Origin of the sequence: Desulfuromonas soudanensis, assembly GCF_001278055.1 — a bacterium.
Taxonomy (GTDB): Bacteria; Desulfobacterota; Desulfuromonadia; order Desulfuromonadales; family WTL; genus Deferrimonas; species Deferrimonas soudanensis.
The window spans coordinates 1,834,026-1,846,494 of record NZ_CP010802.1 but is presented as its reverse complement, the minus strand read 5'-3'; the positions used below and the strand labels follow the sequence as shown (position 1 = coordinate 1,846,494).

Annotated in this window: 13 protein-coding genes; all 13 read right to left on the bottom strand. The window is 54.8% G+C overall.

Annotated features, from left to right (window positions below):
* Nucleotides 1-11 precede the first annotated feature (11 nt).
* A complete protein-coding gene (locus tag DSOUD_RS08270; RefSeq protein WP_053550569.1) occupies nt 12-2,168 on the bottom strand; it encodes a RelA/SpoT family protein in 2,157 nt (718 codons plus the stop codon).
* Between the two features lie 151 nt (nt 2,169-2,319).
* Nucleotides 2,320-2,526, bottom strand: a complete 207-nt coding sequence (gene rpoZ / locus DSOUD_RS08265) for a DNA-directed RNA polymerase subunit omega (RefSeq protein WP_053550568.1) — start codon at nt 2,524-2,526, stop codon at nt 2,320-2,322.
* 67 nt (nt 2,527-2,593) lie between these two features.
* Entirely contained in the window at nt 2,594-3,202 is a 609-nt protein-coding gene (gmk, locus tag DSOUD_RS08260; protein ID WP_053550567.1) for a guanylate kinase, read from the bottom strand.
* A 39-nt stretch (nt 3,203-3,241) separates the two neighbouring features.
* Nucleotides 3,242-4,120 (bottom strand): YicC/YloC family endoribonuclease, encoded by an 879-nt coding sequence (locus DSOUD_RS08255; protein ID WP_053550566.1) that lies wholly within the window; start codon nt 4,118-4,120, stop codon nt 3,242-3,244.
* A 136-nt stretch (nt 4,121-4,256) separates the two neighbouring features.
* Nucleotides 4,257-4,799 (bottom strand): dTDP-4-dehydrorhamnose 3,5-epimerase, encoded by a 543-nt coding sequence (rfbC, locus tag DSOUD_RS08250; protein WP_053550565.1) that lies wholly within the window; start codon nt 4,797-4,799, stop codon nt 4,257-4,259.
* Nucleotides 4,799-5,677: a glucose-1-phosphate thymidylyltransferase RfbA gene (gene rfbA, locus DSOUD_RS08245; RefSeq protein ID WP_053550564.1), complete on the bottom strand. Its 879-nt coding sequence runs from the start codon at nt 5,675-5,677 to the stop codon at nt 4,799-4,801. Before rfbA ends, rfbC begins: the two co-directional genes overlap by 1 nt.
* 36 nt (nt 5,678-5,713) lie before the next feature.
* On the bottom strand, nt 5,714-6,625 hold the full coding sequence (rfbD, locus tag DSOUD_RS08240; RefSeq protein WP_053550563.1) for a dTDP-4-dehydrorhamnose reductase: 912 nt from the start codon (nt 6,623-6,625) through the stop codon (nt 5,714-5,716).
* A gap of 2 nt (nt 6,626-6,627) precedes the next feature.
* Nucleotides 6,628-7,698 carry a dTDP-glucose 4,6-dehydratase gene (rfbB, locus tag DSOUD_RS08235; protein ID WP_053550562.1) on the bottom strand — a complete coding sequence of 357 codons (1,071 nt, stop codon included), beginning with the start codon at nt 7,696-7,698 and terminating at the stop codon, nt 6,628-6,630.
* Nucleotides 7,699-7,753: 55 nt separating this feature from the next.
* Nucleotides 7,754-9,070 carry a nucleotide sugar dehydrogenase gene (locus DSOUD_RS08230; protein ID WP_053550561.1) on the bottom strand — a complete coding sequence of 439 codons (1,317 nt, stop codon included), beginning with the start codon at nt 9,068-9,070 and terminating at the stop codon, nt 7,754-7,756.
* A 230-nt stretch (nt 9,071-9,300) separates the two neighbouring features.
* A complete protein-coding gene (locus tag DSOUD_RS17835) occupies nt 9,301-10,356 on the bottom strand; it encodes a glycosyltransferase family 2 protein (RefSeq protein ID WP_082351158.1) in 1,056 nt (351 codons plus the stop codon).
* A gap of 105 nt (nt 10,357-10,461) precedes the next feature.
* Nucleotides 10,462-11,562, bottom strand: a complete 1,101-nt coding sequence (locus DSOUD_RS08225) for a DegT/DnrJ/EryC1/StrS family aminotransferase (RefSeq protein ID WP_053550560.1) — start codon at nt 11,560-11,562, stop codon at nt 10,462-10,464.
* Nucleotides 11,559-11,972, bottom strand: a complete 414-nt coding sequence (locus DSOUD_RS08220) for a sugar 3,4-ketoisomerase (protein ID WP_053550559.1) — start codon at nt 11,970-11,972, stop codon at nt 11,559-11,561. Before DSOUD_RS08220 ends, DSOUD_RS08225 begins: the two co-directional genes overlap by 4 nt.
* A complete protein-coding gene (locus DSOUD_RS17830; protein ID WP_082351157.1) occupies nt 11,969-12,466 on the bottom strand; it encodes an acyltransferase in 498 nt (165 codons plus the stop codon). The genes DSOUD_RS08220 and DSOUD_RS17830 overlap by 4 nt, the downstream gene beginning before the upstream one ends.
* Between the last annotated feature and the right edge of the window lie 3 nt (nt 12,467-12,469).

Here is a 12,469-nt window from a genome sequence, read left to right as displayed (position 1 = left end):
CGAAGCCCCCTTTAGTTGCGCAGGCGTTCGACCTTGTACACCCCCTTGACCTGAAGAAGGGCGTTGATGACGCGGTTGAGGTGGTCGAGGTCCTGAACGTCGACCTCAAAATTGTTTATCCCCTTGCGGTCCTTGGTGGAAAGGACGGTGGCGCTGATGATGTTCGCTTCGCAGTTGGTGATGGCTCCGGTGATCCCGGCCAGCATCCCCTTCTGGTCATAACAGTGAACACGGATCTTGACGGGACGTGACGCCTTCTTCTTCATGTCCCATTCCACCTCGACGCGCCGTTCGGGATCGGCCTCCTGGACGTAGGGACAATCGACGGTATGGACCGTGACTCCGCGGCCGCGGGTAATGAATCCGAGGACCGGGTCGCCGGGAAGAGGGTTGCAGCATTTGGCGTAACGCACCAGAATATCCTCGATGCCGTGAATCTTGATGGCGTTGGATGGTTTTTTCCTGATTTTGTCGAGAACCTTGCCGATGCGCCCGGCCTTGGCCGGTTCGCCGTGCAGCTTCTCCTGGGGGACGATTCGAGCGATCACCTGGCCGAGAGAGACCTTGCCGTAACCGAGACCGGCGAGAAGGTCATCGACTTTCTGAAAACCCAGCTCGGCCACCGCCTCCGCCATCCCGGGAGAGGCCAGGGCGCGGTTGATACTGAAACCGTATTTGCGCAGTTCCTTCTCGAAAAGGTCCCGCCCCATCTGCAGGCTTTTTTCCCGCTGTTCGGTCTTGACCCACTGACGGATTTTGTTGCGCGCCTTGGAGGTGCGAACGTATTTGAGCCAGTCCTTGCTCGGCACCTGGTTGGGAGAGGTCATGACCTCGACGATGTCGCCGTTGTGCAGTTCGCTCTTCAAGGGGACGAGTTTGCCGTTCACCCGCGCCCCGACGCAGCGATGGCCGACGTCGGTATGGACGCTGTAGGCAAAATCGATGGGACTCGAGCCCCGGGGGAGTTCCTTGACGTCACCATTGGGGGTGAAGACGTAGACCTCCTCGGGGAAGAGATCGATCTTCACCGAATCCATGAATTCCCTGGAATCCGTGAGCTCCTGCTGCCATTCCAGAAGCTGACGAAGCCAGCCGAAACGTTTGTCGTCCCGGCCGCTGACCCCGGAGTCGCCCTTCCCCTCCTTGTATTTCCAGTGCGCGGCGATCCCCTCCTCAGCCACCCTATGCATCTCCTCGGTGCGGATCTGCACCTCCATCCGCTCGCCGTAGGGCCCGATCACCGTGGTATGCAGCGACTGGTACATATTCGCCTTGGGCATGGCGATATAGTCCTTGAAGCGACCGGGGATCGGTTTCCAGGCGGCATGGATCATCCCAAGGACACCGTAGCAGTCGCGGATACTGTTGACCATGACCCGGAAGGCGATCAGGTCGAAGACCTGCTCAAAATCGACCCCCTGTCGCTCCATCTTGCGATGGATCGAATACAGGTGCTTGGAGCGCCCGGAAACATCCCCCTCGATTCCGTGCTCGGCCAGCTTGCCGCGAATGAATGTTATGACCTCCTCGATGTAGCGCTCGCGTTCCTTCTTCTTGCGCATGACCTTGGCGGAGAGTTCATTGTATTCTTTGGGGTTGAGATAGCGGAAGGAAAGGTCTTCGAGCTCGCACTTGATCCAGCTGATCCCCATGCGGTTGGCCAGGGGGGCATAGATGTCGAGGGTTTCCCGGGCGATGCCGAGCTGCCGCTCCGGAGACTGAAAGTCGAGAGTCCGCATGTTGTGGAGACGGTCGGCCAGTTTGACGAGAATGACCCGGATATCCCGGGCCATGGCCAGAAGCATCTTGCGGAAGTTTTCGGCCTGGCGTTCCTCGCTGGTGCGAAAGGTGATCTTGCCGATCTTGGTGACCCCCTCGACGAGCTGGGCCACCTCGGTGCCGAAGAGGGTCTGCAGCTCCTCAGGCGTTGCCAGGGTGTCTTCAAGGGTATCGTGAAGGAGTCCGGTCACGATGGTGGGGACGTCCATCCTGAGCTTCGTCAGGATCAGGGCGACTTCCATGGGATGGGTCAGATAGGCATCGCCGGAAAGGCGCGTCTGCCCCTGATGCACCTTGGCGCTGAAGACATAGGCCTTGCGAACCGCATCGAGGTCGGCGTTGGCGTTGTACTCTAGGATTTTATCGAGAATTTCGTCGAGGCGAACCATGAAAACCAACCCGGATCAGTGCGCCAAAAACAATGCCGGCCATATAAATTATAGCCGGCATCGGTTCGGACGCCCGAAAGAGAAAACAGGGACTGGGGCGCATATCTTACGGCAGGAACGGAAGAGACGGCGCAGGTGGCGGCAGTCCCGGCTAACGTTTTTTGACCGGGATCTCGTAGTCGACTTTTCCGGCGGCGATCTCGCGCAGAGCAAGAACGATCTTCTTGTTCGCTGCCCGATTTTCGATAAGGGACTGCCCCCCCTTATAGAGCTGCTTGGAGCGCTTGGCAGCGACCATGACCAGAAGGAACCGGTTGGGGATCTGCTTTAGACAATCTTCGACGGTAATACGTGCCATGACTATCATTCTCCACTGGGGTAAAAAATAAAGATCCGTTGAAATAAAAAAATGCCCCGTCCGGAGGCTAAAGGCCAAAGGCCCCGGCGACGGTGGGGAGGACCCGCGGGGTGCGGATCCCTTCGGAGACGATGACGGCCCGGAGCTGTTCGAGGGCGAGGGCGAAATCATCGTTGATCACCAGGTAATCATACCAGGTCGCCTGGCGGACCTCGTCCCGGGCGTTGGCGGTGCGCCGGGCGATGACCTCGGCGGAATCGGTGTTGCGTCCGAGCAGGCGCCGCTGCAGTTCTTCAAAGCTCGGCGGGAGGACGAAGATGAACACCCCCTGCCGCCAGTTTTTCTTCAGTTGCGCCGCCCCCTGGCAATCGATGTCGAGCAGGATATCCTGCCCGGCGGCGGCCGCCTCCTTCAGGGTCGCAATCGCCGTGCCGTAGCGGTTGCCGTGGACCTCGGCCCATTCGGCAAAATCGCCCCCTTCGACCATCGCCGAGAAGATTTCATCGGAAACGAAATGATAGTCGATGCCGTTTTTTTCCCCGGAGCGCATGGGCCGGGTGGTGTAGGAGACAGAATGCCGCAGGGTCGGAAAAATGTCAATAATTTCCTTGCACAGCGACGTTTTGCCGGCCCCGGAAGGGGCTGATATTACGAATATAATTCCTTCACGATTCATGGATGGCCGTATCGGTAACGGGTGACGGACCCCTAATCCTTATTCCACATTCTGGACCTGTTCGCGAACCTTCTCCAGCTCGGACTTGATGATCACCACCTGCCGAGTGAGTTCTGCGTCATTGGATTTGGAACCCATGGTGTTGACTTCGCGGTTGAGCTCCTGGAGAAGAAAGTCCATCTGCCGCCCGACCGGCTCCAGTACGGCGAAGAGCCCGCGAAGCTGCTTGAGATGGCTCCGGAAGCGCACCACCTCCTCGCTGATGTCGCAGCGGTCGGCAAAGAGGGCGATTTCCTGGGCGAGGCGTTGGGGATCGAATTCCAGGTCCTTCTGCAGCCGGGCGAGCCGTTCACGGAGTTTTGCCTGCCACTCGAGGGGGACCTGCGGGGCCCGCTCCTCCACCCGATCGAGAAACTCCTCCATGGCCGAGAGACGCTCCTCCATGTCGAGACGGGTCGAATCCCCTTCGGCCAGACGCATCTTCTCCATCGCCTCGAGAGCGCGAAGGAGGGCCTCGTCGAGGCATCCCCGGACCAGCTCCTCGGCAACGGTCCCTTCGGTCACCTGGATGACGTCCTTCTGGGCGACGAGAAGGGCAAGAGGGATCTCTCCGGAGAGCGAATAGTGACTGCGCATCTCTTCAAAGAGGCGGACATAGGCATCGGCCAGGGGACGGTTGAGAACCGGGACCGTCGCGCTTGCGGTGGCAAATTCCTGATTGATGAAGACGTCGATCTTCCCCCGCCGCAGCCGTTCGGCGACCTTCTTCTTGATTTCCGCCTCAAAGGGGAGGAGGGATCGGGGTAACTTGACCGTCACGTCATTGTAGCGATGGTTGACCGATTTGAGCTCGACGGTGAGGCAAATCCCGTCGGCACTGGCCTGGCCCTTGCCATAGCCGGTCATGCTTTTTATCATGTGGTCTCCAGCAAAAAAGTCTGGTCCATCCAAGCGAACAGCGATAATCGGCGAGGGTAATGGTTCCCGGCCGGGGTGTCAATGGCAAAGGGCAGAGCCCGGGAAGAACATCGGGACAAAGAATTGCCGACAAGCCTTAATCAAAGAGGCTGGCTCCGGCAAGGTTTGCCGCGGAGCCGTCTTTTTGCGACAAGAGGGGGTCCGTGATGGGCCATTCAATGTTCAGGGATTCATCGTTCCAGGCGATGCAGCGCTCAAACTCCGGCGCATAATAATCCGTCGTCTTGTACAAAAATTCGGCGTAGTCCGAAGTCACCAGAAAGCCGTGGGCAAACCCCTCAGGGACCCAGAGCTGGCGCTTGTTCTCTGCGGAAAGGATCATCCCCACCCACTTGCCGAAGGTAGGCGACTTGCGGCGGAGATCGACGGCCACATCGAAGACTTCGCCCACCACACAGCGCACCAGCTTCCCCTGCGCCTGTTTGATCTGGTAGTGCAGTCCGCGCAAAACCCCCTTGGCCGAGCGGGAGTGATTGTCCTGAACGAAGGTCGTCTGCAGACCCGTCGCCTCCTGCCATTGGCGCTGGTTGAAGCTCTCGTAGAAGAACCCCCGTTCGTCGCCGAAAACCTTCGGCTCGATCATCAGCACATCGGGAATTTCGGTCGGGATCACCTTCATCAGAACTCTCCCCGAACGACCATTTCCAGATAGGTGCGGTATCCCGACCTGGGCGTGTCGGCGATCACCGCCTCCATGCGGTCGCGGTCGAGAAAGCCCTTGCGATAGGCGATCTCCTCGAGACAGGCGATCTTCAGCCCCTGCCTGGCTTCGAGGGTACCGATGAAGTGACTCGCCTCCAGGAGGCTCTCGTGGGTCCCGGTGTCGAGCCAGGCGATTCCGCGGCCGAGTTTTTCCACCATCAGTTCGCCGCGCCGCAGGTATTCGAGATTGACGTCGGTGATTTCCAGCTCGCCCCGAGGGGAAGGCTTGAGGGCCTTGGTGATCTCCACCACCTTGCCGTCGTAGAGGTAGAGGCCGGGGACGGCGTAATGAGATCTGGGCTGGGCAGGTTTCTCTTCGATAGAGAGGACCTTTCCCCCCTTGTCGAACTCGACGACACCGTACCGTTCGGGGTCGTGCACCGGATAGCCGAAGACCATGGCGCCCCCTTGAAAGGAGGCTGCAATGCGGTCAAGCCCCATCTTGCCGTAGAAGATGTTGTCGCCGAGGATCAGGCAGACCGGGTCGCCGTCGATAAATTCTTCGCCGACGAGAAAAGCCTGGGCGATCCCTTTGGGCTCGGCCTGCACCTTGTAGGAGAGCTTGATCCCGAAGCGGCTGCCGTCGCCGAGGAGCGCCTCGAACCGGGGGGTATCGTGGGGGGTGGAGATGATGAGGATGTCGTCGATCCCCGCCATCATCAACGTCGAGAGGGGATAATAGATCATCGGCTTGTCATAGACCGGCTGCAGCTGCTTGCTGGCAACCAGGGTCAGGGGGTAGAGGCGGCTGCCGGCGCCGCCGGCCAGGACGATCCCTTTGCGAATTCCGTTCATGACTGCAATCCTTTATTTTTCGCTAAAAAAAATGGCTCAGACCTCTGAGGAGCGTCTGTCGAAGTAACGAATAAGGGACTCTTTCCAGTGGGGAACGGTGGCCCCGGTCACCCTCCGGTACTTTTCCTTGCTGAAGACCGAATAGGCCGGCCGCGGCGCCGGGAGAGGATATTCCTCGGTGCGGATCGGCAGCACCGCCTCGGCGACAACGGTTGCCCCCCTCCCCTTCAACTCTTCGACGATGGCCAGGGCGAAGTCATGCCAGCTGCACTCCCCTTCGTTGGAGAAATGGTAGAGGCCGTAGGGGCTGTTCGCCGGTGGCGGGTCGACCGTCGCGGCATCGAGAAGATTGAAGATGGCGCCGGCCAAATCGCCGGTGTAGGTCGGGGTGCCGAACTGGTCGGCGACGATCCGGAGCTCCTGGCGCTCGGCGGCGAGGCGGGCGACGGTCTCGACGAAGTTCTTGCCGCCGGGGCCGTAGAGCCAGCTGGTGCGGATAATGAAATACTCCTTCAGCCCGCTGCTGCGAATCGCCTCCTCGCCGAGGAGCTTGGAGCGGCCGTAGGCCGAGGACGGGTTGGGTCTATCCTCCTCGGCGTAGGGGCGCGTCTGCTTGCCGTCGAAGACGTAATCGGTGGAGATATGCACCAGCGTCGCCCCGACCTTGAGGGCGGCCGCGGCAAGAATTCCCGGACCTTCGCCGTTGACCTTATTGGCCAGATCTTCGTTGGTCTCGCAGGCATCGACGGCGGTGAAGGCGGCGCAGTTGATGATCACGTCGGGCTTAAGCTCGCCGATGACCTTCTGCACCAGGGAGGCGTCGGTGAGATCGAATTCGGGGAGGTCGAAGGGGGTGATCTCGAAGTCGGCCGAAGCAGTATCCAGAACCATCGAGGCGAGCATTCCCTTGGCACCGATCAGAGCGAGACACTTTGCAGGTCCGGTCATGCTCAGCCTCTCTCCCCATACATCTTCTCGTAATACGCTTGATAGGATCCGTCAATAACCGCAGAGATCCATTCGGGATTGGCCAGGTACCAGTCGAGGGTCTTTTCGATCCCGGCCTCGAAGGTCACCGCCGGACTCCAGCCGAGTTCGTCGCGGATCTTGGCGGCATCGATGGCGTAGCGGCGGTCGTGCCCGGGACGGTCCTTGACGAACCGGACCAGCGAGCGGCGCGGCTCTCCTCCCGGGAGGAGTCCGACCTTGGCATCGAGGAGGTCGCAGACGGTGTGGACGATTTCGATGTTCTGCTTTTCGTTGTTACCGCCGATGTTGTACGTCTGCCCGAGGCGCCCCTTGCGCAACACGGTGAGAATCGCCTCGCAGTGGTCGACGACGTAGAGCCAGTCGCGAACGTTCTTGCCGTCGCCGTAGACCGGCAGCTCCTTGCCGTTCAGGGCGTTGTTGATGATCAGCGGGATGAGTTTTTCGGGGAAATGATAGGGGCCGTAGTTGTTGGAGCAGTTGGTCGTGACCACCGGCAGGCCGTAGGTGTGAAAGTAGGCGCTCACCAGATGGTCGCTCGAAGCCTTGCTCGCCGAGTAGGGAGAGCGGGGATCGTAGGGGGTGGTTTCGGTGAAATAGCCTGTCTCGCCGAGAGAGCCGTAGACCTCGTCGGTGGAGACGTGGAGAAAGCGGCAGCCGGCGGACTTCTCGGCACCGCCGAGCCAGGCCTGGCGTGCGGCATCGAGGAGGGTAAAGGTGCCGGTAATATTCGTGCGGATGAACTCCGCAGGCCCGGAAATGCTGCGGTCCACATGGGATTCGGCGGCGAAGTGCACCACCGTATCGATATCCTCTTCGGCGAAGATCTGCGCCAGCAGCGGTGCGTCGCAGATATCCCCCTTGACGAAGCGGTAGCGGGGATCGTTTTCGACATCGGAAAGGTTCTTCGGATTGCCGGCATAGGTCAGCAGGTCGAGATTGACCAGACGGCACTCCGGCAGGGCAAAAAGAGCCAGGCGTACAAAATTGGAGCCGATGAAACCGCAGCCCCCGGTGACAAGAATGTTTTTCATCCGTTCCTCACAAAAGTCGGCATAAAGATTCAGGGAAAAAGTCGATCGGAGCCGCTCAGAGACTCCAGTAGCTGAGCCCCAGGGCCTCGACCTCAGCGCGGCCGAAGATCTCCTTGACGTCGATCACCACCCCGCAGCCGTTGCCGTTGCTGCACAGGGCTTTAAGCCCCGCGGCACCAAGGGCCAGAAATTTTCCATGGGCGACCGCGACCACCACGGCATCGACCCCCCCGATGCCGTCGAGGGCAATCAGCTCGACGCCGTATTCGGCCTGGGCTTCTTCGGCGGAGGCAACGGGGTCATGGACCAGGGTCTCGATACCGTATTCCTCCAGCTCGCGCAGGATGTCGACGACCTTGCTGTTGCGGATATCCGGCACGTTCTCCTTGAAGGTCAGGCCCAGAACGAGGACCCGCGCTCCTTTTACCGCCTTGTCGGCCTGGATCAGCTTCTTGACCGTCATCTCGGCGACGTATTTCCCCATGCCGTCGTTGATCCTCCGCCCGGCGAGGATCACCTGGGACTGGTAGCCGATCTCCTCGGCCTTGTAGGTCAGGTAGTACGGATCGACCCCGATGCAGTGCCCGCCGACCAGTCCCGGAGTGAACTTGAGAAAATTCCACTTGGTGCCGGCCGCCTCGAGAACGGCGCGGGTCGAGATGCCGAGCTTGCCAAAGATGATCGCCAGCTCGTTCATCAGGGCGATGTTGAGGTCGCGCTGGGTATTCTCGATGACCTTGGCCGCCTCGGCGACCTTGATGCTCTCGGCGCGGTGCACGCCGGCGGTGACGACCATCTCGTAGACCCGGGCCACGGTCTCGAGGGTCTCGGCATCCTGACCGGAGACGACCTTGATGATTTTGTCGACGGTATGAACCTTGTCCCCGGGGTTGATCCGTTCCGGGGAATAACCGACCTTGAAGTCGACGCCGCACTTGAGGCCCGATTCGGCCTCAAGGATCGGGATGCAGATCTCCTCGGTGACCCCGGGATAAACCGTCGATTCGTAGACGACGATGGACCCGGCAGCGAGATTGCGGCCGATGGATCGGGACGCCGAGATCACCGGGGTGAGATCGGGTTTGCGATGATCGTCGATGGGGGTCGGAACGGTGACGATGAGAAAGGAGGCTTCCTTCAGACGCTGCGGATCGGTGGTGTAGTCGATGTTCGTGGAGGCCAGGGCCGCTCCGTCGAGTTCGCCCGTGGCGTCAACGCCGCGGCGCAGTTCGTCAATCTTTTTTGCGCTGATGTCGAATCCGAGGACCGAAGCCTTGCGGCCGAAGGCGGCGGCCAGGGGGAGGCCGACATAGCCCAGTCCGACCAGGGCGATTTTCGCAGTCCCAAATGCAACCGATTCTGCTGTTACCATATTTCCAATCACTCCCAGTGTTTTATTAAATAGTGACCGATGACAGGAAAAAACCCCGGTCTACGTCATCGTCCAAAAGCCCAGGACTTGCGTCTGATGCATCAGATTGTCATTACAAACCCACAGGAATCAAGGCCTGACGGACCTTAAAAATCCAAAAATTTAACATTTTAAGTGATATGGGTCAAATCATATCAAGGGATAATCACATCCCGATCATAATTTTATGTTTAGTATTCCAAATAATGAATTTTTTTAGTTTTTGATAATTTTTTATGTTTTTCATAAACGAATTTGATAAATCCAAACAAAATAACCTTGCGCTGAACATTACTGATTTTGTGTTTAGAAAAAATAAATTTTTCAAAAAAGGACCTGTCTTTTTCCAGTGATTTTTTTATAGCTTGTTGAATTTTTTCTTCACTTAATAACGTTTTTGCTCTTTTATTAAGGGTAAGTGTGTCTATAGATTCTTCAAAGGAAACCGAGTTTATCATACCACGGGCCCAATTAATTAATATTGGAGGATTAGGTCTGGTGGGCCAATATTTATCCAGATATTCTGTAACTATTTTGATTTGGCGAGGCGTGTTTTTGTGAATGTTGTTGTCATGTAACCTGTAAAAAACATTATTTTCTTTGATGATTTTAAAATCAAAATTGGAATTGTTCAGCATAAAGTAAAAAATTTTGGTTCTTAAAATAATATCATCACCGGTCATATCTTCATCAAAACCACCTATCGTATCTACGATTTCTTTTCTGATGATTGACCCTTGAATATAGAATGATCCGAATTTGGAATATTCCAATTCTAGAAGGTTTTCAATTGTAGGATTTTCCATAGTGTGGAGTGATAATTGGGAAGTTTTTTCATTGACTATTCCCTCATTATCAATAGATAGTGCTTTTGAAGAGGCAATGAATGCTAATCTAGGATTGCTATTCATTTCTTCCAGTTCGGAAAAAATAACTTTTGAATGAAATACGTCATCAAGAGAAATAAATGTTATAAATTCACCGGTTGCATTTTTCAGAGCATTATTGAAATTTTTGCCAATATTTCCAGTATTTTTTTGAGCAATAATTTTAAGAGTATAAGGGAAGGAAGTTGCTAACTCATTCAACAAGGAAACACTGTTATCATTGGAACCATCATCAACAACAACAACCTCAATATTCTCATATTGAATAGCACAAATTGAATCAAGATTTTCTTTTAAGAAATTTGCGTGGTTGTAACCAAGACAACAAATGGATAACAGATTTTTTTTAAATGAATTCATTTATACCCTCAACATTTTCTTGCCGACCGTAATCACACGAGCGCCGAATTCAAGGCCAAAGTCGCCATTGAGGCACTTTCCGAAGACAAGTCCATGGCTTATTTTTCAACCAAGAGCTTCAATCAGACAATCAGATACATAGCCAACCTGACTATTAGAGAGATGGGGCCCCATCGGCAGACTCAAAATCTCATCGCACATTGAATCTGAGATGGGAAAGCGACCAAAATCTTTTGGCATCGAGTTGTAAGCCTCTTGTCGATAAGGCGGGATCGGATAATGAATCATAGCCCCTACCCCTTTAGCTGCCAGATGGGTCATTATCTTCTCCCTGGCACAAGTTCGAACCACATACAGGTGCCACGACGATTCTTCACCCACCTCAACTGAGGGCAAAATCAAGTCGGTATCTGAAAGTTGTTCCGAATAAAGTGCTGCAATTATCTTTCTTCGCTGATTCCAAGTGTCAAGTTGACGTAACTTCACCCGCAGCACAGCTGCCTGCAATTCATCAAGGCGACTGTTCACACCGGCAGCCGTGTGAACATACTTCTCTTTAGACCCGTAATTCCTTAACGACCTCAAACGGTCGGCCAGTTCGCCGTCATTCGTTGTAATAGCACCACCATCTCCAAGGGCACCGAGATTTTTCCCAGGATAAAAACTAAATGCAGCGGCATCCCCCAGAGCCCCTGCTTTGTCTCCTTGAAAAGAAGCACCATGTGCTTGAGCGGCATCTTCAACAACCTTGAGTCCATGCATTTTTGCGATACCAGAGATGACATCCATTCGAGCGGGACGGCCGTACAAATGCACAGGCATGATGGCTTTGGTCCTGGACGTAATCGCTGCCTCTATCAAATCCGGATCAAGATTATAGGATTTAATCGAAATATCGACCGGAATCGGAGTCGCACCTATATGGGAAACCGCGAGCCATGAGGCTATAAACGTATGCGCGGGAACAATTACTTCGTCCCCAGGGCCGATATCCATGGCGCGAAGAATCAATTGTAAGGCATCGAGCCCGTTACCGACCCCTACACAATGTGACACCCCACAATAGTCTGCGAACGCAGACTCAAAGGCCTCAACCTCAGGGCCGAGAATATACCACCCGGACTTTATAACCCGCTGGATCGCGGTGTTAATTTCATCTTGGATCTCAGCACATGGGCTGATCAATTCGAGAAAAGGTACTTTCATATTTTTTTCGAAATCGCCTCCAGAAATTGATCATAATCACGATAATAATCGGATTCGTCATAAAAATTAGAAGCCAGAACCATGCAAACCGAGCCGGAAGAAAAATTATCAAGTTCTCGCCAGATCATCGGGCAGACGTAGAGACCCTGATAGGAACGATTCAAGTGAATTCGCTTCTTGCCATGACCATCATCCAGAACTACATCAAAGCTGCCTGACATGGCAACAATTAACTGGTGCAGTGCTTTATGGGCATGACCACCGCGTTCGGCTCCGCCGGGAACGTCATAGAGGTAATAAACTCTCTTTATATCAAAGGGAATATGATTTTTACCTTCAATGAAAGTCAGATTACCTCTAACATCTGAAATTTTTGGGAGTTCAAGTATTTCGCAATCACTAATACTCATTCTTTACTTCCTTCTTTTTTTTCTGCGTGTCCATCGGCGAAACCAATAACACGAGCTGGGTTGCCTACAACGATTGCATAATCAGGGACCTCCCGAGTTACAACGGCTCCCGCACCGACCATGGCACCCTCACCTATTCTAATTCCTGCGAGTATCGTTGCATTAGCACCCACCGACGCACCTTTCGCTATAAAAGTTTGGGTAAATTGCTCGGGATACACTTTACTTCGTGGGAAAAGATCATTTGTGAAAGTCGCATTTGGCCCAATAAAAACATCGTCATCAATTCGCAAACCGTCCCAAATCTGAACACCGCATTTTATTGTAACTCGGTCACCAATAACAACATCGTTTTCAATAAATACATGATCGCAAATATTACAATCTTTACCAATTTTAGCGCCTGGAAGTATATGTGTAAAAGCCCAAATCCGAGTATCGTTACCGACATTCAAAGACTCAACCAAGGCATTATCATGTTTAAAAAACCCCATATT

Coding starts and splice junctions, on each gene's coding strand:
- rfbC (WP_053550565.1), bottom strand. CDS start 4,799: ATGAAGGTGATCCCGACCGAAATTCCCGATGTGCTGATGATCGAGCCG.
- rfbD (WP_053550563.1), bottom strand. CDS start 6,625: ATGACCGGACCTGCAAAGTGTCTCGCTCTGATCGGTGCCAAGGGAATG.
- rpoZ (WP_053550568.1), bottom strand. CDS start 2,526: ATGGCACGTATTACCGTCGAAGATTGTCTAAAGCAGATCCCCAACCGG.
- DSOUD_RS08270 (WP_053550569.1), bottom strand. CDS start 2,168: ATGGTTCGCCTCGACGAAATTCTCGATAAAATCCTAGAGTACAACGCC.
- DSOUD_RS08230 (WP_053550561.1), bottom strand. CDS start 9,070: ATGGTAACAGCAGAATCGGTTGCATTTGGGACTGCGAAAATCGCCCTG.
- rfbA (WP_053550564.1), bottom strand. CDS start 5,677: ATGAACGGAATTCGCAAAGGGATCGTCCTGGCCGGCGGCGCCGGCAGC.
- DSOUD_RS08225 (WP_053550560.1), bottom strand. CDS start 11,562: ATGAAAGTACCTTTTCTCGAATTGATCAGCCCATGTGCTGAGATCCAA.
- gmk (WP_053550567.1), bottom strand. CDS start 3,202: ATGAATCGTGAAGGAATTATATTCGTAATATCAGCCCCTTCCGGGGCC.
- DSOUD_RS17835 (WP_082351158.1), bottom strand. CDS start 10,356: ATGAATTCATTTAAAAAAAATCTGTTATCCATTTGTTGTCTTGGTTAC.
- rfbB (WP_053550562.1), bottom strand. CDS start 7,698: ATGAAAAACATTCTTGTCACCGGGGGCTGCGGTTTCATCGGCTCCAAT.
- DSOUD_RS17830 (WP_082351157.1), bottom strand. CDS start 12,466: ATGGGGTTTTTTAAACATGATAATGCCTTGGTTGAGTCTTTGAATGTC.
- DSOUD_RS08220 (WP_053550559.1), bottom strand. CDS start 11,972: ATGAGTATTAGTGATTGCGAAATACTTGAACTCCCAAAAATTTCAGAT.
- DSOUD_RS08255 (WP_053550566.1), bottom strand. CDS start 4,120: ATGATAAAAAGCATGACCGGCTATGGCAAGGGCCAGGCCAGTGCCGAC.